This is a genomic window from Klebsiella sp. R390 (genome assembly GCF_051131745.1).
Lineage (GTDB): Bacteria > Pseudomonadota > Gammaproteobacteria > Enterobacterales > Enterobacteriaceae > Klebsiella.
This window is the reverse complement of sequence record NZ_CP180445.1, coordinates 4,742,371-4,768,857: the sequence shown is the minus strand read 5'-3', so window position 1 is coordinate 4,768,857 and position 26,487 is coordinate 4,742,371. Positions and strand designations below refer to the sequence as shown.

Annotated in this window: 20 protein-coding genes and 1 pseudogene; 10 read left to right on the top strand and 11 right to left on the bottom strand. The window is 53.0% G+C overall.

The window, feature by feature from the left end; all coding sequences use genetic code 11:
- Positions 1 to 20: 20 nt before the first annotated feature.
- Positions 21 to 1,688 (top strand): annotated as a pseudogene (locus ACMYSP_RS22325) (potassium/proton antiporter); the annotation flags it as partial.
- 149 nt (positions 1,689 to 1,837) lie between these two features.
- On the opposite strand, the gene ACMYSP_RS22320 reads toward ACMYSP_RS22325, so the two are convergent.
- On the bottom strand, positions 1,838 to 4,525 hold the full coding sequence (locus ACMYSP_RS22320; RefSeq protein WP_434584192.1) for a cation-transporting P-type ATPase: 2,688 nt from the start codon (positions 4,523 to 4,525) through the stop codon (positions 1,838 to 1,840).
- Positions 4,526 to 4,575: 50 nt separating this feature from the next.
- A complete protein-coding gene (locus tag ACMYSP_RS22315; protein ID WP_434584191.1) occupies positions 4,576 to 5,007 on the bottom strand; it encodes a universal stress protein in 432 nt (143 codons plus the stop codon).
- Between the two features lie 532 nt (positions 5,008 to 5,539).
- Here ACMYSP_RS22315 and ACMYSP_RS22310 point away from each other — a divergent pair.
- From ACMYSP_RS22310 to ACMYSP_RS22300, 3 genes are read left to right on the top strand one after another with little or no spacing between them, the layout of a single operon-like run.
- Positions 5,540 to 6,625: an efflux RND transporter periplasmic adaptor subunit gene (locus tag ACMYSP_RS22310; RefSeq protein WP_434584190.1), complete on the top strand. Its 1,086-nt coding sequence runs from the start codon at positions 5,540 to 5,542 to the stop codon at positions 6,623 to 6,625.
- Positions 6,625 to 9,687 carry an efflux RND transporter permease subunit gene (locus ACMYSP_RS22305; protein ID WP_434584189.1) on the top strand — a complete coding sequence of 1,021 codons (3,063 nt, stop codon included), beginning with the start codon at positions 6,625 to 6,627 and terminating at the stop codon, positions 9,685 to 9,687. Before ACMYSP_RS22310 ends, ACMYSP_RS22305 begins: the two co-directional genes overlap by 1 nt.
- 38 nt (positions 9,688 to 9,725) lie before the next feature.
- Positions 9,726 to 10,649: an acyltransferase gene (locus tag ACMYSP_RS22300; RefSeq protein ID WP_434587255.1), complete on the top strand. Its 924-nt coding sequence runs from the start codon at positions 9,726 to 9,728 to the stop codon at positions 10,647 to 10,649.
- Positions 10,650 to 10,659: 10 nt separating this feature from the next.
- Here the strand turns inward: ACMYSP_RS22300 and pagP are convergent, their stop codons facing one another.
- From pagP to ACMYSP_RS22280, 4 genes are all read right to left on the bottom strand, one after another.
- Positions 10,660 to 11,235 carry a lipid IV(A) palmitoyltransferase PagP gene (pagP, locus tag ACMYSP_RS22295; protein WP_434584188.1) on the bottom strand — a complete coding sequence of 192 codons (576 nt, stop codon included), beginning with the start codon at positions 11,233 to 11,235 and terminating at the stop codon, positions 10,660 to 10,662.
- A gap of 125 nt (positions 11,236 to 11,360) precedes the next feature.
- Complete coding sequence (locus ACMYSP_RS22290; RefSeq protein WP_434584186.1) at positions 11,361 to 12,863, bottom strand: alpha/beta hydrolase; 1,503 nt, start codon at positions 12,861 to 12,863, stop codon at positions 11,361 to 11,363.
- A 188-nt stretch (positions 12,864 to 13,051) separates the two neighbouring features.
- Positions 13,052 to 14,122, bottom strand: a complete 1,071-nt coding sequence (gene dadX / locus ACMYSP_RS22285) for a catabolic alanine racemase DadX (protein WP_434584185.1) — start codon at positions 14,120 to 14,122, stop codon at positions 13,052 to 13,054.
- A 9-nt stretch (positions 14,123 to 14,131) separates the two neighbouring features.
- Positions 14,132 to 15,430, bottom strand: coding sequence for a D-amino acid dehydrogenase (locus ACMYSP_RS22280; RefSeq protein ID WP_434584184.1), 1,299 nt, complete (start codon positions 15,428 to 15,430; stop codon positions 14,132 to 14,134).
- Positions 15,431 to 15,751: 321 nt separating this feature from the next.
- Here ACMYSP_RS22280 and ACMYSP_RS22275 point away from each other — a divergent pair, with 321 nt between their 5' ends.
- Entirely contained in the window at positions 15,752 to 17,284 is a 1,533-nt protein-coding gene (locus tag ACMYSP_RS22275; RefSeq protein WP_434584183.1) for a SpoVR family protein, read from the top strand.
- 70 nt (positions 17,285 to 17,354) lie between these two features.
- Here ACMYSP_RS22275 and fadR read toward each other — a convergent pair whose 3' ends face one another.
- Positions 17,355 to 18,074 (bottom strand): fatty acid metabolism transcriptional regulator FadR, encoded by a 720-nt coding sequence (gene fadR, locus ACMYSP_RS22270; protein WP_434584182.1) that lies wholly within the window; start codon positions 18,072 to 18,074, stop codon positions 17,355 to 17,357.
- Positions 18,075 to 18,313: 239 nt separating this feature from the next.
- Between fadR and nhaB the strand changes: the two genes are divergently transcribed.
- The 3 genes from nhaB to ACMYSP_RS22255 all read left to right on the top strand — a co-directional run bounded on the left by nhaB (position 18,314) and on the right by ACMYSP_RS22255 (position 20,989).
- The gene (gene nhaB, locus ACMYSP_RS22265) at positions 18,314 to 19,864 is read left to right on the top strand and encodes a sodium/proton antiporter NhaB (protein WP_434584181.1); all 1,551 of its coding nucleotides are present in this window, start codon (positions 18,314 to 18,316) and stop codon (positions 19,862 to 19,864) included.
- Positions 19,865 to 19,997: 133 nt separating this feature from the next.
- Entirely contained in the window at positions 19,998 to 20,528 is a 531-nt protein-coding gene (dsbB, locus tag ACMYSP_RS22260) for a disulfide bond formation protein DsbB (protein WP_434584180.1), read from the top strand.
- Positions 20,529 to 20,644: 116 nt separating this feature from the next.
- Positions 20,645 to 20,989, top strand: coding sequence for a DUF1971 domain-containing protein (locus ACMYSP_RS22255; protein WP_434587253.1), 345 nt, complete (start codon positions 20,645 to 20,647; stop codon positions 20,987 to 20,989).
- Positions 20,990 to 21,072: 83 nt separating this feature from the next.
- On the opposite strand, the gene ACMYSP_RS22250 is transcribed toward ACMYSP_RS22255, so the two are convergent.
- From ACMYSP_RS22250 to ACMYSP_RS22240, 3 genes are all read right to left on the bottom strand, one after another.
- Positions 21,073 to 21,588 (bottom strand): DUF4823 domain-containing protein, encoded by a 516-nt coding sequence (locus ACMYSP_RS22250; RefSeq protein WP_434584179.1) that lies wholly within the window; start codon positions 21,586 to 21,588, stop codon positions 21,073 to 21,075.
- Positions 21,589 to 21,868: 280 nt separating this feature from the next.
- Complete coding sequence (locus ACMYSP_RS22245; protein WP_434584178.1) at positions 21,869 to 22,186, bottom strand: hypothetical protein; 318 nt, start codon at positions 22,184 to 22,186, stop codon at positions 21,869 to 21,871.
- Positions 22,186 to 22,425 carry a DNA polymerase V gene (locus ACMYSP_RS22240; protein WP_434584177.1) on the bottom strand — a complete coding sequence of 80 codons (240 nt, stop codon included), beginning with the start codon at positions 22,423 to 22,425 and terminating at the stop codon, positions 22,186 to 22,188. The genes ACMYSP_RS22245 and ACMYSP_RS22240 overlap by 1 nt, the downstream gene beginning before the upstream one ends.
- Before the next feature lie 1,038 nt (positions 22,426 to 23,463).
- Between ACMYSP_RS22240 and ACMYSP_RS22235 the strand changes: the two genes are divergently transcribed.
- Both ACMYSP_RS22235 and ACMYSP_RS22230 read left to right on the top strand, forming a co-directional pair.
- Entirely contained in the window at positions 23,464 to 24,123 is a 660-nt protein-coding gene (locus ACMYSP_RS22235; protein WP_434584176.1) for a GDSL-type esterase/lipase family protein, read from the top strand.
- 259 nt (positions 24,124 to 24,382) lie between these two features.
- Complete coding sequence (locus ACMYSP_RS22230) at positions 24,383 to 25,531, top strand: acyltransferase family protein (RefSeq protein WP_434584175.1); 1,149 nt, start codon at positions 24,383 to 24,385, stop codon at positions 25,529 to 25,531.
- 423 nt (positions 25,532 to 25,954) lie between these two features.
- Here ACMYSP_RS22230 and ACMYSP_RS22225 read toward each other — a convergent pair whose 3' ends face one another.
- Positions 25,955 to 26,461, bottom strand: a complete 507-nt coding sequence (locus ACMYSP_RS22225; protein ID WP_434584174.1) for a phage head spike fiber domain-containing protein — start codon at positions 26,459 to 26,461, stop codon at positions 25,955 to 25,957.
- Positions 26,462 to 26,487 lie beyond the last annotated feature (26 nt).

Here is a 26,487-nt window from a genome sequence, read left to right as displayed (position 1 = left end):
CAGTAAGGAGTACGTCAACATTGGACGCCGGTGCGGTCATTAGCCTGTTTATTCTGGGTTCTGTTTTAGTAACCTGTAGCATTTTATTGAGTTCCTTTTCTTCGCGCCTGGGCATCCCGATTCTGGTTATCTTCCTGGCCATTGGTATGCTGGCCGGGGTTGACGGTATCGGCGGCATCCCTTTTGACAATTACCCTTTCGCTTATATGGTGAGTAACCTGGCGCTGGCGGTGATCCTGCTTGACGGCGGCATGCGCACCCAGGCCAGCTCCTTTCGTGTTGCCCTCTGGCCCGCACTCTCTCTGGCGACCGTCGGCGTACTGATCACCTCCTGTCTGACCGGGCTGATGGCCGCCTGGCTGTTCCATCTCAACCTTATCGAAGGTTTGCTGATCGGCGCGATTGTCGGCTCCACCGATGCGGCAGCGGTGTTCTCGCTGCTCGGCGGCAAAGGCCTGAACGAACGTGTCGGCTCCACCCTGGAGATCGAATCCGGCAGCAACGACCCGATGGCGGTGTTCCTGACCATTACGCTTATCGAGATGATTCAGCAGCATGAAAGCGGCCTGAGCTGGATGTTCGCCGTCCATATCGTGCAGCAGTTTGGCCTCGGGATTGCGATTGGACTTGGCGGCGGCTATCTGCTGTTACAGATGATTAACCGCATCGTGCTGCCGACCGGGCTCTATCCACTGCTGGCGCTCAGCGGCGGGATTATGATTTTTGCGGTGACCACCACCCTCGACGGCAGCGGCATTCTGGCGGTATATCTGTGCGGCTTCCTGCTGGGCAACCGGCCGATTCGTAACCGTCATGGGATCCTGCAAAACTTTGATGGGCTGGCGTGGCTGGCACAGATTGCCATGTTCCTGGTGCTCGGCCTGCTGCTCACGCCCTCGGACCTGTGGCCTATCGCTATCCCGGCGCTGCTGCTCTCGATGTGGATGATTTTTGTCGCCCGTCCGCTGTCTGTTTTTGCCGGTCTGCTGCCGTTTCGCGGGTTTAACCTGCGCGAACGAGTGTTTATCAGTTGGGTGGGTCTGCGCGGTGCGGTGCCGATCATTCTCGCCGTCTTCCCGATGATGGCCGGTCTCGAAAACGCGCGTTTGTTCTTTAATGTCGCCTTCTTCGTGGTGCTGGTCTCGCTGCTGTTGCAGGGGACCTCCCTCTCCTGGGCGGCCAAAAAAGCCAAAGTGGTGGTGCCGCCGGTCGGCTGGCCCATCTCCCGCGTCGGGCTGGATATTCACCCGGAGAATCCGTGGGAGCAGTTCGTCTATCAGCTCAGCGCAGACAAATGGTGCGTTGGCGCGGCGCTGCGTGATTTACATATGCCGCCGGAAACCCGTATTGCGGCCCTGTTCCGCGACAATGTCCTGCTGCATCCGACCGGCAGCACCCGCCTGCTGGAAGGGGATATTCTGTGCGTGATTGGCCGCGAGCGTGACCTGCCGGCGCTGGGTAAAATGTTCAGCCAGTCGCCGCCGGTGGCGCTCGACCAACGTTTCTTCGGGGACTTTATTCTCGATGCCAGCGCAAAATTCGTCGATGTGGCGCAAATTTATGGCCTCGATGATGTGGAAGATTTTAACGATAATCAGCAGTCGCTGGGCGATGTGGTTCAGCATCTACTCGGCGCCGCCCCGGTTGTCGGTGACCAGGTTGAATTCGCCGGCATGCTGTGGACGGTTGCGGAAAAAGAGGATGACCACGTACTGAAAGTCGGGGTCCGCGTCGCAGAAGATGAGGCGGAGTAACCCGCCGCTGTCCTGTCATGCAATCAAAGGCGCATCGGTGGCCCTCAAGACCACTGATGCGCCGCGTTGGTTTGTCCCTCGCCTCAGGCGGTACGCCATTTGCGGGTTAACGGCTTTTCCACTTCCACAATCAGGAACATTACAAATCCGATAATAAAGGTGATCACCCAATAGCGGAACGGCAGCCCGGTGGTCCCGAACAGCATCTGCATGAACGGGGCGTAGATTATCAGCAGTTGCAGCACCAGCAGGACGCCGCTGACGATCCAGATACCGCGGTTTGCCAGCAACCCTTTACTGAGAGAAAAACCGTCGGATATGCGGCAGTTGAGCATATAAAACCACTGGGCCGTCACCAGAGTTTGCAGCAGGACGGTACGAATAAACTCCGGCGAGTAGCCACGTGGCTGGAGCCAGGCTTCCAGCACAAAGGCGCTTACGGCAATCATTGAACCAACAAATATCACCCTCCAGATAGCGAAACCATCCATCACATGCAGTTTGGGATCGCGCGGTGGCCGCTGCATGATGTTCTTCTCGCCAGCCTCAAACGCCAGGCCGAAGGAGAGCGTGGCGGAGGTCGCCATGTTCATCCATAAGATCAGCACCGGGGTCAATGGGATCAAATTCCCCGCCAGCAGCGCAATGATGATTAAAAGCCCCTGCGCCAGGTTGGTTGGCATAATGAAGAGAATGGTTTTCTTCAGGTTATCGTACACCCGCCGCCCTTCTCTGACCGCACTGGCGATGGTGGCGAAGTTATCATCCGTCAGCACCATATCGGCCGCTTCCTTGGTCACCTCTGTTCCCTTAATGCCCATCGCAATCCCGACATCAGCTTGCTTCAGCGCCGGCGCATCGTTGACCCCGTCGCCGGTCATCCCTACCACCTCTTTTCTGCTCTGCAGCGCCTGCACCAGGCGGAATTTATCTTCCGGGCTGGTACGGGCGAAAATATCAAATTTCTGCGCGGCTTCGCTGAGTTGCAGGTCGTCCATCACCTCCAGCTCACGCCCGGTGATGGCATTTTCCGCATTGCCAATGCCGAGCATTTTGCCGATGCTCATCGCCGTTTGCGGATGATCGCCGGTGATCATCTTCACCCGGATCCCCGCCTGCAGACAGTCGCCAATCGCCGCAATCGCTTCCGGTCGCGGCGGGTCCATCATCCCGGCAATACCGAGGAGGATCACCCCTTGCTGTAAATCCTGGTGCGTCAGCTCGGTTTGCCCGCTGGCCGCAGGTTTCCACGCCGCCGCCACCATGCGCAACCCTTCCCGGGCATACTCTTCAATTTTGGCTTCCCAGTAAGGCTGGTTCAGCGGCTGCAGGCCATCATCCGTCTGCTGCTGCTGACACAGCCGGAACAGGACATCCGGAGCGCCGGTAATTAAGATCATCTCTTCATCACCGATCCGATAGAGCGTAGACATATATTTGTACTGCGAATCGAACGGAATTTTGCTGCGCAACTCGGTCGCCAACGTCGGCAGCGCGATTTTTGCCGCCAGCACCTTCAGCGCCCCTTCCGTCGGGCCGCCGGTGATTTTCCATAACCCGCTTTCATCCTTGATCAATTGGCTGTCATTACATAAATCAATGGTGCGCAAATAGCGTTCAAGCAGCGTACCGGGGGCGACCACCACCGGCCCGGAACCATCAACAGGATGAATATTTCCAATCGGCTCATAGCTATCGCCTTCGACCCGATAGACGGTATCCGCCGTAATGACGGCTTTGACCGTCATCTCGTTCATGGTCAGCGTCCCGGTTTTATCCGAGCAAATCACCGTCATCGCCCCGAGGGTCTCAACGGTCGGCAGCTTACGAATGATCGCCTTCTGCCGTGCCATAGTCTGCACGCCCAGCGAGAGAATGATCGAGATGATGGCCGGCAACCCTTCCGGCACCGACGCTACCGCAAGGCTAATCAGCGAGAGCATCAGCTCTGAAACCGGCATATCGCGGAACAGCAGGCTGAAGACAAACAGCGCCGCCATCATCACCAGGATGATAATAAAGATGGCTTTGCCAAGCTTATCCATCTGAACCAGCAGCGGCGTCCGGTGCTTTTCAATGTCCGCCATCATCTGGTTGATATGGCCCAGTTCGGTATCACCGCCGGTCGCCACCACGAGCCCCTTGCCCCCGCCGGAGCTGACCGTGGTCCCCGAAAACAGCAGGTTGGTGCGATCGCCGAGGGGTAGCTCGCCGCTCAGCGCCTCAGTGCTTTTTTCCACCACCGTCGACTCGCCGGTGAGTATCGCCTCTTCCACCCGCAGATTGTGGGCTTCAATCACCCGCAGGTCGGCCGGAATTCGGTCACCCGCGCGGATCACCACGATATCGCCCGGCACCAGCGCGGTAGTCGGCACCGTTTCATGGTTCCCCTGGCGGACCACCACCGCCTCGCTGGACAGCATATTACGAATGCTCTGCAGCGATTTTTCCGCATTACTTTCCTGAATATGCCCAATCAGGGCGTTGATGACCGCGACCCCGAGAATCACGAGGGTATCGACCCAGTGCCCCATAACCGCAGTCAAAAGCGCGGCAGCCAGCAGGACGTAAATCAGGACATCGTTGAAATGTGCCAGGAAGCGCAGCCACGCGGGTTTGCCCGGCTTTTGGGGTAACGCGTTCTCGCCGAACTGCTGGAGTCGCGAAGCCGCTTCGGCACTGCTAATACCTTCGGAGGAACTGTTGGTGCTGGTCAGGGTTTCATCGACGGAGAGCTTGTAGAACGGGCCAGCCGGTTTGTCTGTACTCATAGTTATCCCCTCACTCCTGTAACGGAAATCAGAACAGCGTCGGGCCGCCCTTAACGCACCACAAAAACCGGAACGTGAGCATAACGAACGATGCTTGCCGCTTCAGAACCCAGCAAATGCGTCTGAATATTGGGGTTGCGCGAGCCAATAATCACCACGTCAGCCTGCAGTTCATCAGCCAGTTTTATCACCTCATCACGGATATTACCGCTGCGCACATGAATGTGGATGCTACTCTCCTGCAGGGTCGACTTTTTGGCCAGCTCGCTAAGTTTTTCCTCAGAGTTTTTAATCAGATAGTCATCCATTTTTCGCGCATCAGAAATAAACCCGCGCGTCAGCTCAGGAGAAAAAAGTGGGTTGACGTGTAGTAAATGAATTTGTCCGGAAGCGCTGTTGGCAAGAAATTGCGCATGGGATAACGCTTTGTCGGCCAGGCCGATTTCAAAGACATCAACCGGGACCAGTATATTTTTATACATAGAAACAATCCTTTTGTTACCAATAGAATAGAGGGCGAATAACGCCCAACTTGTCGTATTGAGGAAAGAATCTCAAGAACCAAAGCTGGCGCAGAAGTCGGTATAATTAAACGTAGCACAGGACTGTTAACATTATGAAACTACCAATTATTATATTAAAAAATATCACAGAGACCGCCAGCCTCAGACAAATCGGCTGAAAATGACAGCAAATCGTCGACATAAGGGCAATTTTTACTCTTTTTAACATTTCCGCTTTTCTACGACTATGCTCATAATCAGGAACAACAGTGCCTGTAAAAACCATTCAATAATTAAGTAGATGAGATATTTCTTGCCATATGATTAACACTGAGGGAGTAACGATGTTTGGTTATAATCTGTTTCGTCTGAGCCTCTTTATCGCCCTGGCAATAATCGCCTGTACGGCCACAGGGTTATTAACTTATGTCGTTGTTTCTGCTTTAGCTGAATAATCACAACGTTTGTGAAAAATAGGTAAAATAAACCATTTAGCTCTGAGGGGAATACAGTGAACCGTTATTTTTCTCTCATTCCTGTTGTTATTTTAATAACAACAGCTTGCGATCAGAAAACGCCGCAGGTCACACCGCTGCCACGAATGGTTAAAGTGGTGGAGGTGACCGCCGTCGGCGATTCACAGCAGCGTATTTTCCCGGCACGTATCGAGTCCGGTGACTCAACGGACCTGTCGTTTAAACGCGGCGGCCAGATTGAATCACTCGACGTTCGCCAGGGGGCAAGCATTACGCAAGGACAGGTGCTGGCCCGGCTTAACGCGCGGGAAGCCCAGCAGCGTGTAAATGAACGACAAACCGCCGCTACGCTTGCACAGCGGCAGTTCGACCGTTTTCAGACCCTCGCAGGCCGCCAGGCGATTTCAAAAGCCGAAATGGACGTCCAGCGTGCCAGCCGTGATTCGGCCAATGCCGCGCTGAAAATTGCCCGCGAAGAGCTCGATCAGATGACATTAAACGCGCCGTTTAGCGGGATTGCGGCCAGCGTGCCGGTCCGTAATCACCAGGTGGTCGCCGCCGGTCAGACCGTTGTGACCCTGACGCGCACCGATCTCCTTGACGTGGTGTTCAGCATCCCGGAAAACCTGTTTACCGCCTTTGATATCCGCAACGCGCAGTATCGCCCGATCGTGAAAATCAACTCCCTGCCGGATCGACAGTTCACCGCCGAGTACAAAGAGCATTCCGGCAGCAGCGATAACCATACCCTCACCTGGCAAGTGATTTTGACCATGCCACGCCCGGCGGATTTCCCGACGGTGGGCGGCGTCAGCGGAACCGTGACCATCAATCTGGCAAACCTGCCAGCCAACGCAGGTCGCGAGGCGCTGGTGGTTCCGGTTGAAGCGGTGTTCAATCCCGATAATCATCAGCGCAACGAGCCCCACGTGTGGGTGATCAAAGGTGATGGAGAACAGCTGCAGCTGGAAGACCGCAAAGTGCGGGTCGGGCAGGTCACAACCCAGGGGGTGGTGATCACCGAGGGACTCAGCGTCGGCGAGCGCGTGGTGGCGGCTGGGGTAAACGAATTGCATGCGCAACAGCCGGTGCGTATCTGGACGCGTGAACGAGGCCTGTAATGGATATCTCTCGCCAGTTTATTAATAATCCCGTTCGCGTGTGGTTATCCATTCTGCTGCTGGGCGTTGGCGGTATTTTCGCCTTGCTCAATATCGGCCGCCTGGAAGACCCGGCCTTTACCATCAAAACGGCGGTGGTCATTACCCACTATCCGGGCGCCTCGGCGCAGCAGGTCGAAGAAGAGGTCACCCTTCCGCTGGAAAACGCCCTGCAACAGCTGCCCTATCTCGATAACGTCAGCTCGATTTCATCCAACGGACTGTCGCAGATTACCGTTAATATCGCCTCGAATTACCACTCCAATGAGCTACCACAAATTTGGGATGAGCTGCGCCGCCGGGTCGGCGATGCCGCCCGCCTCTTTCCGCCAGGGGTGGTCACTCCCTTCGTGAACGATGATTTCGGCGACGTGTTCGGCTTCTTCTTTGCGATTTCCGGCGATAACTTTACCAATCCAGAACTGGCCCGCTACGCCGAACAGCTGCGTCGGGAGCTGGTACTGGTGCCCGGCGTCGGCAAGGTCGCTATCGGTGGTGAAATCCCGCAGCAAATTAATATTGATATCTCTTTGCCTAAAATGGCCGCGCGCGGCATTACGCTCAGCCAGCTTTCCGCCATTCTCGGTCGCCTGAACGTCGTCTCCAGCGCCGGGGAGATCAAATCCGGTAGCGAGTCCATTCGCCTGCATCCGACCGGAGAATTTGAGAATATCGACGAGCTGGGCGACCTGCCTGTCAACCCGCACGGCACCGGGGCCGCCACGCGCTTACGGGATATTGCGACAATATCCCGTGGCCTGAGCGAAACCCCCTCCAGCATCTACCACGCCAATGGTCGCCAGGCGGTGACGATGGGCGTGTCGTTTATCCCTGGCGTCAACGTCATTGACGTTGGCCACGCGCTGGAAGCAAAACTTGCCCACATGTCGGCGGAAAAACCTGCCGGGATCCATATCGATCTGTTCTACGATCAGGCGGCGGAAGTCGGCCACTCGGTGAACGGCTTTATCACTAATTTCCTGATGGCGCTGGCCATTGTTGTCGGCGTGCTGCTGATCTTTATGGGCGTTCGCAGCGGGATTATTATTGCCTTCTCGCTGGCCCTCAACGTGCTGGGTACGCTACTGATTATGTATCTGTGGGGCATCGAGCTACAGCGTATTTCGCTGGGAGCGCTGATCATCGCCCTCAGTATGCTGGTCGATAACGCCATCGTGATCGTCGAGGGGGTGCTGATTGCTCGCCAGCAGGGCTCCTCGCTGCTCACCGCCATTAACTATGTGATCCGCCGTTCCGCTCTGCCCCTGCTGGGAGCAACCGTGATTGCGATCCTTGCCTTTGCGCCAATAGGCCTGTCGCAAGACTCGACCGGGGAATATTGCAAGTCGCTGTTCCAGGTGCTGTTAATCTCCCTGATGCTCAGCTGGTTCTCAGCGCTCACCATTACCCCGGTGCTTATTAAATGGTGGCTGTTCAAGGGGAACGCCTCCCCGGCGCCCGTCGCCGAGGCCGATCCCTACCGTGGGGGGGTTTACCGCAGCTATCAGAAGATCCTCAACGCACTGTTGCTGCAGAAAACCGTGACCCTGGTGGTGATGGCCGCGCTGCTGGCCGCCGCTATCTGGGGATTCGGCTCGGTGCGGCAGAACTTCTTCCCGTCATCCAACACGCCGATCTTCTTTGTTGATCTGTGGCTGCCCTACGGCACCGATATTGCCGCAACGGAACAAATGGCCAGCGATATCGAAACCGCAATTAACGGCCAGCCCGGCGTGGTCACTACCGTGGCGACCGTCGGCCAGGGCAGCATGCGCTTTATCCTTACCTACAGCGGCCAGCGACAGTACAGTAACTATGCGCAGATCATGGTGCGCATGGACGACCAGCGCAATATTGCTGCTCTCACTCGCCACGTGGATGCCTACATTGCTCGCCACTATCCGCAGGTGAATGCCAGCAGCAAGCGGGTGATGTTCGGCCCGTCCGGCGACAGCGCCATCGAGGTGCGGGTTAAAGGCCCTGACCCCGACAGATTGCGGCTGATCGCCAGCCAGGTCAGCGCGATCCTCACGGCGGACCCGGCCATCAGTAGCGTGCGTAACGACTGGCAAAACCGCAGTAAAACGATCCGCCCGCAATATTCCCCCACCCTGGGCCGTGAACTGGGGGTCGATAAGCAGGACATCGATGAGGCGCTGCAGATGAACTTTTCCGGCAGCCGCGCGGGGTTATACCGGGAAGGGGCCGACCTGTTGCCGGTGGTGGTGCGCCCGCCAGCCGATGAACGTCAGGATGCGAACCATCTGAACAACGTGCTGGTATGGAGCCAAAGCCGTCAGCAATATATTCCGCTAAGCAACGTCGTCAGCGGTTTTAACCTCGAATGGGAAGACCCGTTGATTCTGCGTCGCGACCGCAGTCGCGTACTCACGGTCATGACCGACCCGGACCCGCTGAGCAATCAAACCCCGGGCGACGTTCTGGCACGTGTGCAGCCGCAGATTAACGCGCTCAGTCTGCCGCACGGATACAGCATTGAATGGGGAGGCGATGCGGAAAACTCCAGCGAAGCGCAGCAGGGACTGTTCACCACTCTGCCATTAGGTTATCTGGTGATGTTTGTCATCACCGTCCTGATGTTCAGCTCGCTGAAAAATGCCGTTGCCATCTGGCTGACCGTGCCGCTGGCGCTGATCGGCGTCACGCCGGGCTTTTTAATGACCGGCATCCCGTTCGGTTTTATGGCGCTTATCGGTTTACTGAGCCTGAGCGGCATGCTTATCCGCAACGGTATCGTGCTGGTGGAAGAGATTGAACAGCAAAAGCAGGAAAAGCCACAGCATGAGGCGATTCTGTATGCAGCAACGTCGCGCTTACGCCCTATCCTGCTCACCGCCTTCACCACCGTGCTTGGGCTGGCACCGCTGCTGCTGGACGTGTTCTTCCAGAGTATGGCGGTGGTTATCATGTTTGGGCTCGGTTTCGCGACCATTCTGACGCTACTGGTTCTGCCGGTGATTTACGCCTGTTTCCACCACAAGGATAAGCCGCAACCACAATGAACACCACCGGGCTGAATATTATTAAAACGCTGGGATGCATGACGGCGGTAACGTTCTTTACCATCTATAACACCTGGGATCGCTATGATTACGACTATCACTGGATCCTCGGTTTTCTGACCTTTATCTCGACCATCGCCACCCCGCTGTTTTTTGTGGTGGCGGGCTATCTCGATGCGCAATCCCGGCACAACGCCCGCTGGCAGATGGGGAAAATTAAAAGCGTGGTGATCGTCTTTCTGTTCTGGGTGACGATTTACTATCTCTGGGAGCCTTATCAACGCGGCTATCTTATCCAGCCGTGGTTTGTCTTCGCCTTTATTGTGATTTATACCTTTCACCCGGTAGTCGAGTGGCTAAGCCTGCGCAGAAGGCTGTTTTTTGGCGTGGTATCCGGCTTGCTGCTTTTCTCCTACGGCTACGATCTGCTGGCGGTTCTCTACCCCGATGTTCATGCGCTAACCCTGGCCCCACAGTATCGCCTGTGGACCTGGCTGCTATTCTATTTAACCGGGCAGCTGTTTAACGATCCGCTGGTTGTTCGCTGGCTTAGTCGCGATAAGGTGGTCAAAGCCGCGATGATCGCCATACCGTTTATTTATATTTTCACCTGGTTTTATGAACGTCATTTCTTTTTTGCGCTGTTTAAGGCCGATAGAAATGCGTTCATTCTGACGGGTTCGCAAATTTATATTCTGGTGGTCGCCTTGGTAATTGCGGCAAACGGCGTTCGTTTTCGTAAAAACAGCGAGTTTAAAGAGAGTATTCTGGCGGCAATCAGCAAAACGATGACCGGGGTCTATATCCTTCATTACTCCATTTTCCATCTGCTTAGCGCGCTTATTCCCATCGGGTCGCTGACCACAAAGTTAATTCTGATTGCCCTGACGTTTGTCGCCTCGGTATTGATTTCAATGCTGGCGTTATCAAATTCTGTCGCGAAGAAAGTGATCACCCTTTAATGCTGCGGGTTTAAAAGCCATAGCGAAGCCAGGCAAACAGCACGTTGCCGTTATTGTAGGTACCGGGAATATAGGTGAACTGTACGCTAAGCCGCCGGTAGCTGGCGGAAAATAGCGGTAGAATAATCGGTAAAGGGACGTAATTTGCAAAATCATCACGGGCGGTGATCCCGGCGGTCACGCCGAGACCGAGGCGGAAATCCTTGCGGCTGTCCAGATACCAGCCCTTTTCCCAGCCGTAGCCGACGATCGGCTGCCACTTGTTATGCGAATCTTTAAACATCATGGCATACAGCGAACTCCAGTCGCCGTCATCGTGATAGCGAGAGAAGCCGAAGCCGCCGCCCCAGGGCATCTCATTGTAGTTATCCGTTTTTTCTTTATCGTAGGTTAAGCGGTTGTGCCAGCTAAGAAACGGCAGATACAGGTCATAGTTTTGCGGCTGGTTCCAGGTTTGCGACACATCATTTTTCAGCCAGTTCCACCAACCGCTGATGCGCGTCTCGCCGTAAACCGGCTCATCAGCCTGCACCGCAGAAGCGAAAAGCATCAGGGTTCCCCACACCATCGGCCGACACTGTTGCATAGGTTTTTCCTTAAAGAAAAAAATCAGCGGTAAGTTATTTATTCTGGAAATAATAAACACGCTTTGCAAATCTCGCCGATCCCCATTGCTGGTAATACGCAGCGCTTATGGCCGATCGATAAGATCTATTTTGCTGACGGCGGGACGGTGCCGGGGATATGTTGCTGAATGCGCGCCATCATATACGGGAAGAACGGATTGGAAGTGACGCGCATCAGCGTATCCAGTCCGACGCTCAGGGTGGAGGTTTCGCCGCGCAGCGAAATCGTACCGATGCTGATGCCATAACGATTCTTTTGCGTCGGCTCGCGACCATACAGCGAATCACTGATCGGGAACGGCACCGCCACGTGCGACAGCGAATACATATCCTGCGGCCAGGCGATGTTCAACGGCGTCACCTGCTCCGTATTCTCGCCTGCTGGCGTCGTACGAGCGACGGCATCGTAGGTCGTGGGCGACGCATTGGTGATCACCGTGGTGCTGTACCGGCGCGGTACAGACGGCAGGAGGGTACTGAGCGCGGTGTAGACCGCGGGTCGAAACAGCGCGCGCAAATTCGCGGCCTGGTTGATATCAAACACCACCAGCTCGCTGCCGTTATCCGGTAAATAGCGATACAGCGAATCCACCACCGCCCGGGTGCTGACCGTGGAGTCTATCACCGACTGAAACGTCAGCACCGGCGCCAGCGCTGCCAGACGTTGCGTGCGGGAGTCCTGCACGATTTGCTCCTGCAGCGCCTGGGTTAGCAGCCACGACTGGCGGGCCGCCTTCACCGGAAAGGAATTGTATTTATAAGGGTTAAACTCGGGCACCACGTTGAGCCATGCCGCCCGCGCAAAAGCAGGAAACACCGCCGGTATTCCCGTCAGCCCGGCAAACCGGGCAAAGGCGGTCACGCCGATCATCGGCGACAACAGGACTATCTGCTGCGGCGATGGCAAGGTTTTATCATCCAGCGCGTCGAGCGCATATTTCAGCGCCAGCGCACCGCCGTTGGAATAGCCGATCACATGCAACGGCACCTTTCCCCCGGCCAGCCGGGTGGCTTCGCGCACCGCCAGGCGTGTTGTTGCCAGCCACTGCTGCCAGTCTACGGCGGTCAGCGATCCCGGCGCAGTACCGTGCCCTGGCAGCCTCGGTACCACGGCAACGAACCCCTGTTGCTGGTAGGCGGTTGCCAGATAACGCACGCTGTAGGGCGCGTCTGTCAACCCATGAAGCAACACCGCGGCACCGCGCGGCGTCCCCTCAGGCAGCAGCACAAAGGAGCGATTCCAGTCAGGCTGAAACTGTTGCGGGTAGACCTGACTGTGGGCGTAAAAACGGTTAAGCGGCGTTTTTTCATCATCATCAAGCTTATCCGTCAGCTCGGTCTTCATATCGCGAAAAATCGCCGCTTCTTGCGCCTGATACCCGGCGAAGGTGGTGCGATCAATCTCAGCGGCGGACATTTCATCAGCGGACCAGGTGTGCCACGGATGCAGTGCCGGCCCCCGCTGCGTCTCATAAATCCGCCCGGCAAAAAAAACGATCGCCATGATAAGCAGGCCAATCGCCATCTTTTTGATTAGCGAGGCCACTGTCAGACCCGCTTTATTGAGGTATCGGGCAAAACTCATCATTGCTATCCCATCATCGACGCTGTTTGCACGTGCATTGTAGTCATGTCATGGGCATTCTTGCCAGTTGGCAGGCCTGAGGCGATGGTTTTTTTGACTGTGGTGGACTGTGGTGATGGAAAAGCCAGAATTCCCACAACCGGTTGAAATTCTGGCTTATACGTTCGGCAGAGGAGCCGCCTTACTGAAGGTTACACTGTCACTACCGGCACGCGAGGCGCCAGCGCGCACATTAACTCGTAGCCGACGGTGCCGCAGGCGCCGGCAACATCGTCAATTTTAATCTCTTTACCCCACAGTTCCACCGGCGCGCCGATGCCGGCCTGCGGGCACGGCGTTAAATCCACCGCCAGCATATCCATCGATATGCGCCCTACAGTGGTAGTGCGCACGCCGTCGACCAGCACCGGCGTGTTGCCCGGTGCCAGACGCGGATATCCGTCAGCATAACCGCAGGCCACAATCCCGATGCGCTGCTCGCCAGAGGCCCGGTATAGGCCACCGTAGCCCACCGCATCTCCCGCTTTCAGGTTCTGCACGGCAATGATTTCGCTGCTGAGGGTCATCACCGGCTTGAGGCCGCTGTTGGCAATATCCTGCCACTGCCCGGACGGTGAAGCGCCATACAGCACAATTCCCGGTCTGACCCAGTCAAAATGGGCTTCCGGATGCCACAGGGTCGCCGCGGAGTTGGACAACGAACGCGGACAATCAAGTCCCTCCGCCGCCTGCTCGATACGCCGCATCGGCTCAACAATTCCCTGTGGATTTTCCGCATCGGCAAAATGCGACATCAGCGTCATTTCGCTGACGTTACTCAGCGCCCGCAGCTGCTGCCAGACGATGTGGATGCGATCCGGCATAAAGCCGAGGCGATTCATGCCGCTGTTTACCTTGACGTAGATATCCAACGGCGCGTGCAGCTTCGCCTGCTGGAGCGCCTTGATTTGCCAGTTGCTGTGAACGCTGGTAGTCAGACGGTACTTATCAAACAATGCCAGTTCATCGGCATGGAAGAAGCCTTCCAGCATCAGAATCGGCCCTTTCCAGCCATGCTCACGCAGCAGGATCGCCTCTTCGAGGTTGAGCATCGCAAAACCATCGGCACCGCTGAGCGCGTTCCACACGCGCGACAGCCCGTGGCCATAGGCGTTGGCTTTCACCACCGCCCACAGGCGCGAGGTGGGAGCCGCTCGCCGGACAATCTGCAAATTCTGTCGCAAGGCCGACACATCAATGCTGGCCAGTACGGGACGGGACATGAAGACTCCTTAGTTATGCACACCGTGCAGGTGCTGCGCTCGTGCCGGGACAAAACCGGGGCTGTAGCGTGCAACGGCAAGGTCATCATACGGAATGGCCGGCGTGCGGCCGGAAATCAAATCGCTGAGCAACTGCCCGGAACCGCAGGCCATGGTCCAGCCCAGAGTGCCATGCCCGGTATTCAACCATAAATTCTTATACGGCGTCCGCCCGACGACCGGCGTACCGTCTGGGGTCATTGGGCGCAGCCCGGTCCAGAAGGTCGCCTGTTCGACATGACCGCCGCGCGGGAACAGATCGCGCACCACCATCTCCAGCGTTTCGCGCCGCGGTTTCAGCAGCTCTTTATTAAAACCGACGATTTCCGCCATGCCCCCGACGCGAATGCGTTGGTCAAAACGGGTAATCGCGATTTTGTATGTCTCATCGAGGATAGTCGATACTGGCGCGCCGTCTTCCTCGGCAATTGGAATAGTCAGGGAATAGCCTTTCAGCGGATAGACCGGAATATCCACCAGCCCCTTCAGCATCGCGGTGGAGTAAGAGCCAAAGGCCATCACGTAGGCATCGCCTTTGATAATTTCATCGCCACATTTTACGCCGGCGATCTGCTCACCTTCGTACAGCAGCGCATCAACTGAGGTATTAAAGCGGAACGTGACGCCCGCCTGCTCCGCCATGGCGGCCAGTCGGGTGGTAAACAGCTGACAGTCGCCGGTTTCATCATTCGGCAGACGCAGACCGCCGGTGAGCTTGTGGCTCACTTCCGCCAGCGCCGGTTCCACTTCCAGCAGACGTTTCGCCTCCAGCAGCTGATACGGCACCCCGGCCTCTTCCAGCACGGCGATATCGCGGGTGGCGTTTTCATACTGTTTTTCGGTACGGAACAGCTGCAGGGTGCCACCCTGACGGCCTTCATACTGGATACCGGTTGTTTCACGCAGCGCTTTCAGGCAGTCACGGCTGTACTCCGCCAGGCGCACCATTCGCCCTTTGTTCTCGATGTAATGGCGGGTATCGCAGTTGCGCAGCATCTGCCACATCCATTTCAGCTGGAACGGCGTACCGTCGAGGCCAATCGCCAGCGGTGCGTGGCGCTGGAACATCCATTTGATGGCCTTCAGCGGCACGCCAGGCGCTGCCCACGGTGCCGCATAGCCTGGAGAAATTTGCCCGGCATTGGCGGCGCTGGTCTCTTCCGCCGCACCCGGCTGGCGTTCAATGACCGTCACCTCGTGTCCCGCCTGGCTTAAATACCAGGCACTCGCTACCCCAACGACCCCACTTCCCAGTATGACGACTCGCATAGCGACTCCGTAATAGTTAAAGAACAATCATCTGATTACAAATTGATAACTCAGTTGAAAATATTATTCAACATACGCTTTATTTATGGTGACTTAACTCACAGCACACCGCACCAGTACTGCCCCTATGGATTTACTATCTCCTGCTGCACTTCATTTTTACTCAGAATAATATTCTGAGAATAAGCTCAAACCAGGCCTTTAAGATTGCTAAATCGCGAAGAAAAGAAATTGTCCGCAGGCGCAGTTTGTCATGCCGTGTTCTATGCTTATTGGGAGGCTCTCCGCACAGAGAGGGCCACCTACAACGAGGGCGCGCTAATGGCTACGATTGATTCCATGAACAGGGACACCACTCGTTTAAGCGATGGACCCGACTGGACTTTTGAACTGTTGGAAACCTACCTTGCCGAGGTTGACCGGGTAGCGAAGCTGTATCGTCTCGACACCTATCCACACCAAATCGAAGTCATTACCTCCGAGCAGATGATGGATGCCTATTCCAGCGTCGGTATGCCCATCAACTACCCGCACTGGTCGTTCGGTAAGAAATTCATCGAAACCGAACAGGCTTATAAGCACGGACAGCAGGGCCTGGCCTATGAGATTGTCATCAACTCTAACCCCTGCATCGCCTATCTGATGGAGGAGAACACCATTACCATGCAGGCGCTGGTGATGGCCCATGCCTGCTACGGGCATAACTCCTTCTTCAAAAATAACTATCTGTTCCGCAGCTGGACCGACGCCAGTTCCATCATTGACTACCTGATTTTTGCCCGCAAATACATCACCGACTGTGAAGAGCGCTATGGCGTTGATGAGGTCGAGAAGCTGCTCGACTCCTGCCATGCCCTGATGAACTACGGCGTCGATCGCTACAAACGTCCGCAGAAAATCTCGTTGCAGGAGGAGAAAGCGCGGCAGAAAAGCCGGGAAGAGTATCTGCAAAGTCAGGTGAATATGCTGTGGCGAACCCTGCCGAAGCGCGAAGAAGAGAAGACCATCGAATCCGCCCGTCGCTACCCGTCAGAGCCGCAGGAAAACCTGCTGTACTTTATGGAGAAGAACGCGCCGTTGCTGGAGCCGTGGCAGCGCGAGATCCTGCGTATTGTGCGTAAGGTCAGCCAGTATTTTTACCCGCAGAAACAGACCCAGGTGATGAACGAAGGCTGGGCGACCTTCTGGCACTACACCATCCTCAACCATCTGTATGATGAAGGGAAAGTGACCGAGCGCTTTATGCTGGAGTTCTTGCACAGCCACACTAACGTGGTGTTCCAGCCGCCCTATAACAGCCAGTGGTATAACGGGATTAACCCGTATGCGCTTGGCTTCGCCATGTTTCAGGATATCAAACGCATCTGCCAGTCTCCGACCGAAGAGGATCGTTACTGGTTCCCGGACATTGCCGGTTCCGACTGGCTGGAAACGCTGCATTTTGCAATGCGTGATTTTAAAGATGAGAGTTTTATCAGTCAGTTCCTGTCGCCGAAAATTATGCGTGATTTCCGCTTCTTTACGGTACTGGATGACGATCATAACAACTATCTGGAGATTTCGGCGATCCACAACGAAGAGGGATATCGCGAGATTCGCGCGAAGCTGTCCGCCCAGTACAATCTCAGCAACCTGGAGCCAAATATTCAGGTCTGGAGTGTCGATCTGCGTGGCGATCGTTCCCTGACGCTGCGCTACGTGCCGCATAACCGCGCACCGCTGGATAAGGGGCGTCGGGAAGTGCTCAAGCACGTTCATCGGCTGTGGGGGTTTGATATCCTGCTGGAGCAACAAAATGCCGATGGCAGCATCGAACTGCTGGAGCGCAGCCCGCCGCGCCCGAATTCGCTGTAACAGGCGCTAACGCAGCAAACAAAAACGCCCGGTTCATCGCCGGGCGTTGTTATTCAGGAGTCTGCGACAGTTAGCGCATGCCGATCACGAGATCGCCCGGCATGGTTTTCTGCATCCGATGCCAGATTTCTCCGCTGTCATGACCGTAGCGACGGACGATTTCGTAAACCTGCTCGTGCTGCCCTTCTTCACATATTTTTGTCAACTGATGGTAGAAACCGAGCGCCAGGCTGCGGGCTTCCGGGTTGGCAAAATAGTGACGACCGATGCGGGTATACAGGCCTTTCATCCCGTTGATGATCAGCCCGTAGATTGGGTTGCCAGAGGCAAACGCCAGGCCGCGGAAAATGTTGTAATCCAGGTCGGCAAACGCGTCAGCGTGGTCTTCGACCTCACGCGCGCTGGCGAGCACTTTCAGCGCATCTTCAGGATGCTGGCGGAAGGCGGTACGGATGAAAATGGTGGAGATGTTGGTTCGCACCGACAGCAGATTATCAATCAGCTGTGGAACGCTGTCATGATCAAGACGCGCCAGAGTTTCGAGGATATTCAGCCCGGATGTTTCCCAGAAATTATTCACCTTCGTCGGCTTGCCGTGCTGGATGGTTAACCAGCCGTCACGGGCCAGACGCTGCAACACTTCGCGTAAGGTCGTGCGGGTCACACCGATCAGTTCAGAAAGTTCACGTTCAGCAGGGAGGATGGTGCCTGGGGGGAAACGATTATTCCAGATACTCTCAATAATGTACTCTTCCGCGAAACCCGCAGGGCTTTGCGCCTTAATGACCATAGTTAGATTTCCATTACACAGCGTTGCAAATTCTACTCATCATACCAGAGCCGTTATAGGGCAGATAGCGCCACGAGGTAATTAAAAAGGGTTCGCTGTTTCATTTTCGGCCTTCCGTCACAGAATGCATTCCCGGAACGCGAGGCGAAGAAAGTTGCTTCTCATTTTGCTCAACTGGTAATCTTGCACATAGTTACGTGCAAAATCATGTCATTAAATTGACGGGAAGGATGTCTGTCGTGGAAATATCGTACGGCCGCGCACTATGGCGCAATTTTCTTGGCCAGTCACCGGACTGGTATAAACTAACGCTGCTGATCGTTTTACTCATTAACCCACTGGCCTTTTATTTCGACCCTTTCATTGCCGGGTGGATGCTGGTAGTTGAGTTTATCTTCACCCTTGCCATGGCGCTGAAGTGCTACCCGCTGTTGCCGGGAGGCCTGCTGGCGATTGAAGCCGTGTTTATCGGCATGACCAGCCCCGAACATATTCGCGACGAGATCGCCAGCAACCTTGAGGTACTGCTGCTGCTGATGTTTATGGTGGCGGGTATCTACTTCATGAAGCAGTTGCTGCTGTTTATCTTTACCCGTTTGCTGCTAGGCATTCGTAGCAAGATGCTGCTGTCGCTCGCTTTTTGTCTGGCGGCGGCTTTCCTTTCCGCTTTCCTTGATGCGTTAACCGTCGTGGCGGTAGTGATAAGCGTCGCGGTCGGCTTCTATGGCATTTATCATCGCGTGGCCTCCGCACGCCCGGATGATAACGATATGCTGGACGACAGCCATATCGACCAGCACTATCGTGATGTGCTGGAACAGTTCCGTGGCTTTCTGCGTAGCCTGATGATGCATGCCGGCGTCGGTACCGCCCTGGGTGGTGTGATGACCATGGTCGGCGAGCCACAAAACCTGATTATTGCCAAAGCGGCGGGCTGGCACTTCGGTGAGTTCTTTTTACGCATGTCCCCGGTGACGTTGCCGGTGATGATCTGCGGCCTGCTGACCTGCCTGTTGCTGGAAAAATGGAAGCTGTTCGGCTATGGCGAGCCGCTGCCGGCAGCGGTACGTAAGGTGCTACAAGATTTTGACGATCGTAGTACCCAGCAACGCACCCGCCAGGACCGCCTGCGTCTGATTGCCCAGGGCATTATCGGTATCTGGCTGGTAATTGCCCTGGCGATGCATCTGGCAGAAGTGGGCCTGGTAGGGTTATCGGTGATCATTCTGGCAACCAGCTTCACCGGTATCACCGATGAACACGCCATTGGCAAAGCCTTTACCGAGGCGCTGCCGTTCACTGCCCTGCTGACCGTGTTTTTCGCGGTGGTGGCGGTGATTATCGACCAGCATCTCTTTACACCGGTGATTCAGTTTGTCCTCCAGGCCTCGCCCCACGCCCAGCTGTCGCTGTTCTACCTGTTCAACGGCCTGCTGTCGTCCATTTCCGATAACGTGTTTGTCGGGACGGTGTACATCAATGAAGCCAAAACCGCCCTTCAGCACGGCGTGATCAGTCTGCCGCAGTTTGAACTGCTGGCGGTGGCGATCAACACCGGTACCAACCTGCCTTCTGTGGCGACGCCGAATGGTCAGGCGGCATTTCTGTTCCTCCTGACCTCCGCCCTGGCGCCGCTGATTCGCCTCTCCTACGGCCGTATGGTGTGGATGGCACTGCCTTACACCGTGGTGATGACGCTGGTGGGACTGCTGTGTGTTGAATACACTCTAATGCCCGCGACCCAGTGGATGCTCGATCACCATTGGCTCGTCACGCCGGTACTCCCTTAAGATCCGACTGGCCATTTGCCGCATGCAGGCAAATGGCTACGATTCTTTTCGTATTAATTTCGGACTAGCTGCTGGCGTCGGTTCGGTTTTCGTTTACACTGCCATGATTTAGCATGTTCCAGGGAAAAGACATATGTTGCGATATTTAAACCAGTGCTCAAGGGGACGCGGAGCCTGGCTCCTGATGGCGTTAACCGCGTTCGCTCTTGAGTTAGTCGCGTTATGGTTCCAGCACGTGATGTTGCTGCAACCTTGCGTGATGTGTATTTATGAACGCTGTGCGCTATTGGGCATTATGGGCGCCGGGATTGTCGGTGCTATCGCGCCGAAAACACCGCTGCGTTATGTGGCGTTGGTTATCTGGCTGTACAGCGCGCTGCGAGGCCTGCAACTGGCATGGGAGCACACCATGATTCAGCTGCACCCTTCCCCGTTCCAGACCTGTGATTTCGCCGCCCGCTTCCCGACGTGGCTGCCGCTTGATAAATGGATACCGCAGATGTTCGTGGCCAGCGGCGACTGCTCCGTTCGCCAGTGGGAGTTTCTGACGCTGGAAATGCCGCAATGGCTGGTGGGGATCTTCGCCGCCTATCTGATCGTGGGTGTGCTGGTCCTGATTGCTCAGCCGTTCAAACCGAAAAAACGCGATCTCTTTGGTCGCTAAGACCGATTGCTGATAAAGCGCTCCTTCGGGGGCGTTTTTTTTGCACGCGAGTTGACCCTCTCGCCTTAAAGATGCATATTAAATACATCTTATATGCATTAACTAAGGAGCACATGATGTCTCATTTGCGTATTCCCGCTAACTGGAAAGTAAAACGCTCCACCCCATTTTTTACCAAACAAAATGTTCCTGCCGCCCTGCTGACACACCACAACACCGCTGCGGGTGTTTTCGGTCAGCTATGCGTGATGGAGGGGACGGTAACCTATTACGGTTTCGCCGATGAACAGGCAACGGAGCCAGAGGCGAAAGTGGTCATCAATGCCGGTCAATTCGCGACCAGCCCGCCGCAATACTGGCACCGTATTGAGCTAAGCGATGATGCACAGTTCAATATTAACTTTTGGGTTGAAGATGACGCCGACGGTGAAAGTGGGCTGTTCCACGCGAAGAAAGCCTGACCCTGGTCGCCGTGTTTTCATTCGGCAGGGAACACCAGGTGCCCCAGTAGCCTGCTGTAATAGCAGGCTACTGGGCAAAATATCTAGTACAGACTCGCTACATAACGATTAATCGGCTGAGGTAGCAGATCTTGCGGGTGATCGCCTCCAAACGTCATCCACTTGCTTTTTCCACTCAGAATAGATGAAGCAACCACGCGATCCGTTGCTGAGTTATAGACGGTTATTTTTAGCTCGATTTTATCCGGGATACCGGACCATTCGGTTGCCCGATCCTCCCAGTGAAGAATCTGAGGAACCACGTAATATCCCCCGGTGAGCGTGTGCTTTTCTTTCAAGCAGCTCAAAGTTGAACACGCTGGTACCACGGACGCATTATCGGTGTAGAGCGAAAACGCGGCGAGGACGGCCTGCGCTGATGTCGCCCCGGAACCGTTATAGACCGTGGTTTGATACACACCATTCTCCGGTTGTGCAATAACGACGGGCTTATTTTTCATCAACAGCTCCGTACTTTTGGTGACTTCTGCCGATTGATATTTTGCCGAACATCCGCCGAGCAGCAGCCCACCCAAAGCCAGGAGAAAAATTTTCTTCATCTTATATTTCCAGTGATTTTAACTGGAAATATGTTACCACCTGGATATGTATGACAAAACAAAAACCCCACATGTTAGCGGGGTTATGTTATGAAAATTCGGGGATATCACTGCGCCCAGTCAGGTTTATCCAGGATGGCGAGAATATTTTTTCTTCTGGGTTTTTCTCAGTGATATCTAGGTTAACTTGAAGGAGTTACCGCAGACGAATTCACCTCCTGTGTTCTCATGTGAATAGTCTGCGGTACTTTTATGCCCCATCCATGCCCCATTACCTGGCTCACACCGGAGAGCGGTCCTCTCTCACATCGATAATGGTGAGCGTCATCACTCCGAGAACATGCACATCATCAAGAGCCTCACCCTCGATCGCCTCTCCGTCCCTGGTGATGAACGCGCGCCCCATAACCTTTGCAAAATCGGTCAGGCCGTCGTAAGCAATCAGGACGGTGCTCTGCTGTTGAGGTTTCAGCGACAAATCTATCACCGCATAACCCGAGTCAGTTTCGATGATCCTGGTGTTCGGGCCGGTACCGCACAGAGAATCCGCCGAAAGGCGTTTCTCTACATAGTCAGTAGCTGGCGAAGGAAACCCCATCACAGACCTCCGTTCGGGTTGAATAACTGAAAAGTGCGGTCATCACCCTCTTGCGTTGAAACATCCCGGAATGTCGTAACATAGTGCTCTATCCACTGATTGGCCTGCCGTGGCGACCAGTGCCAGTTCACCTTTTCCAGTTCCTGCAGAAAGCGCCAGGTAGTGATAGTGCGCCGGCCATTGGGCTCGATAACTATCACCGCCCGGCAGGCTACTTCTATTTCATATAGACGTGGCATGATCTGAACCTCCAAATAACACTGTTTTTATATACAGTTGCTTTATCGAAACTCCAGATCAAGAGCGGTTGTGCCTATCAATTTTTATCGCCGATGTAACACTATGATCGGGATGGCATAACTACATGCAATATGATGTAGCCAGAAGGTGATGCATATCGTTAACATCGGTTAACCAACGCATGTCCCCCTCTCCATACTAACTCCACATTTTTACCCTACTGTTCACCTTTCCAAGGACAAATTTCAGGAGCACGCTTTTTATGCCTCCCTAACCTTAAATAATCCATATATCTTTAGTGGTTTTTATTAACCAAAACAAATCTATAAAAATATAAGTAAGAATGACAAAAAAAGAATGAATAAAGACCATAAAGAGTTTGATGACTTGTTACGTAGCCATTGGCTGACCAGGCTAGCGGGAGTCGTATCAGTTGCATCTATAGCCACCGGATTCACTGCATGGCCAGACATAATGTTTATATCATCATGTGTTATGATTTTTTTGTGGCTTCATGCTGAATACCAATGGATATGGCCAAAGATTAAAAATCATATAATGAAAAACCAGTAGGCCGTAGCAACCTACCGTTAATAACAGAATCAGAATAGATAAATACCATGCAGTGCACACCGAGTTTTGACATTAACATAGGAAGTCTGTAGATCAGCAAGCGTTGGCGGGCTATCGCGGTATAAACCATCAACCACTTCAAGCTGTGTTGAATACCCATTGGTGTTATATGTTGTATTTCATAGACCTATCCCGTTAAGAAATACTTGTAAATTGTCTTCATTCCCACCTCGGCTACATCTTCCACATACCGCCGTGTGGCTATGTTCTCCAGCATTCGGCGTCCACGTTAAACACTCTCCGGAGTCATTATCTGACGACAACCACTGATACTACCCTGCATCATCGTCGTGGAAGGCCTACATATAGACTCTACTATTAAATTTAATCCGATTGACTTATGGCACTCTTTAAGTGCAAGATTTATGCGCAACGACAACGGTTAATAGCATGAGTGTTAAATAATGAAATTAATAAGTACTTCCACCATGGCTTCTTTAATGTTAAGCCTGTTATTTTGTAGCCAATGCAACGCGGATGCCTCAGTTAAGAGTAGCCCTGAATATATAAAGCTCAAAGAAATGTATTCTCGACACCCGGGTCATTTTGATTATATAATGCTAGGTGACAGCATAACAAAAAGTGGAAAATGGAATAATTTGCTTCCTGGGTATTCTGTAGGTAATAGAGGAATTAGTGGTGATGATACAGCAGGTATGTTGGACAGGATCATAGATATTGAGAAAACAAATCCTAAGATGGTGTTTATAATGGCTGGAACCAATGATATAACAAGAAAAACAAAGCCAGAAGAGGTTGCCAACAATATAATTTCAATGACTAACGAAATGAAACGAAAAAACATAAAGGTGGTAATTCAATCAACCATATTATCTGGTGAAAAAAAGAAAAACAAAAACCAATCCATCAACACTTTAAATTCTTTACTTAAAAAATACGCAATGAATTCCGGGGTTTATTTCTTGGATTTAAATAACAAGTTATCAGACAATGGAGTGTTAAAGAATGAATATACTATTGATGGTACACATCTTACAACCGAAGGATATAAAGCATGGAGTGATATATTAATAAATTTCTTGAAAAAGAACAACATGCACTAATAGTGTTTAGTAAATGGCTTTTACGGCTAACACAGCTCATTTAATTGCAACGATTCAGCAATTAGAACCAATGCTTACAGTGCCACTAAAGACACGCATTTAGAATGGTTATTTATCATGCAATCAGATCGCCCTGTTAATTTATCAATATAAATCAACTGGATACAAAAAATGACTTTTGAAAGCAAATACTTACAAAACCATCTACATTTTGTTATGCTTAGAAACATATTCAATCTAACATTTCTGGGTAAACAGAATGTCTCAACCAAAAAATTGGGCTCCAGAACTCGATGGTTTGCGTGGTTATGCCTCGCTGTGGGTTGTTCTTGGGCACATCTGCAACTTAACGAATTGTAACATTCCGATTCTAAGAACACCCAGCATCGGTGTTGATGTGTTCATCTTATTGTCAGGTTATCTGATGGCGAAAAACTATACAGAGCGCCAACATCTTGAACCATGGGACTCACCGAAAACTATCACTACGTTCTGGTTGAGACGGTTCTTTCGTATAGCCCCTCTTTTTTACATTCTACTCATCGTTGCGCTTTTCTTCGGTGAAACATTTGGTCATTACCGTGATTTAATATCCTCCACATGGATTGAAACGCAGGCCGACACCGATAAATATGATGATACTTCGTTCATCAATTTATTTACCCACCTGTCATTCATGTTTGGTTTCCTGCCTTACTTTTCAGCAAGAACCGCAATCCCAGACTGGAGCATCGGACTGGAAATGCAGTATTATGCGATTTTCCCCTTCCTAATGTTGCTGATAATGAAGTTTGGTTACATTCGCTCGTCCGTTGTGTTGATGGCTTCATGCGTAGTTGTATCATACATGGCCCCTGATTATTTTTCCGCATTCCCTCGCCCATCAATGATTCTTTTTAAACTACCGTTATTTATAGCTGGAATGCTAATTTACAAATCAGTAGTGGAAAACAAAAAACATTTTATTATCATAGCGCTGCTCGCTCCATTATTTTCATGGTTCATGGGATACTTCATGTCCAGAGGACTGGTCGTCATCGAAATGTTTATCATTATCGCCTTGGCAACGTTGCTCATGAAACATGGAGAAAAAACATTAATAAATCGCGTTGCATTAACTGGAAAATGGTTCCTATCCATTAGATTGAGTCGATTCCTCGGCGAGGTTTCATACTCAGTTTACTTACTACATTTGATGATCATAATTCCAACAATAGGGGTTCTGGTTCAGTACCCATGGTTTGCTGAACTGGCACCGATATTACGTTTCTTGCTTGTCACTGTAACTGTACTTCCAGTAACATATGCTTTATCGACACTTTTATTTAAGTATGTAGAAGAAAAAGGCATTGCTGTTGGCAAAAAGCTAATCAAATCAAGATCTGTCAAAACTAGTGAAATAGCCTGACGGATATTGGCAATACAATAAAAAACGGCGGTATAGATATAATCTAAACCGCCGTTTTTTCTTTATCAATTACAATTACTGCCAACTGATAAAATCTTCCATTTCCTGACTGGTTAGCGCCTGCGGCCAGTAAATCAGCTTTTTGATGTACCCGTTAAACCAGTATTCTGGACCTACATAATATCGCCCTACACAGACACGATTTAAAGCGTCTGGTATAGAAGTAACTGTCCGTGAGTACCAGTTGAAACCGTCAAAAAGCTTTATTGCCAGGCTTACCTTATCGAATGAAAATATAGCCGATTGCCGGGAATCACGAATCGGGCACATGCTGTAAATTTCCAGAGATTGCGATGTGCCGGCTGCATCTGATGTTGCCCACTGGGCCTACCCGTTGTTATTGGTCAGGTTTCGATATGCCAGTCATAGATGAGCGCCAGCAGCTGAATTATCAATAACGGTCGCGCAAGCCAGAGAGTTGTATACGCCACTTACAGACTGAATACTGTGGAGCTGTACGCAGGTCAACATGATAGTTCCACCCGTAGCAACAACAAAATCAGCGTTTGTTGGCGTTGTGCAGATAACAGCAGCGCGTAATCCTTCAGCGCCAGATGTCGGAATATATGACGAACAACCATCACCCCTTTCAGCCTGCGCCCCCCAAATCAACACAGACGCAGGCGAGAATGCAATGTAGGATGGAATGGCTGCTGCTGAAGTGTCTCCCCCAGTAAGCGCCAGCGTGAATTGCGGTGATACTGATGACGTCGGCGAGATAGTGATGGCGCAATGGTACCAGCCATTCACGAACGCCTGCATAGTCGCCTGAAGCACCTGCGGGAAAGACTTACCAATTTTACGGTTATTCAGATCGAAATTAACGAACAGAGTTGTCGCGACCGCCCCCTGCGCGGCGATCTGCAACACACCACAGGTATTTGCTTTAGCCTAGA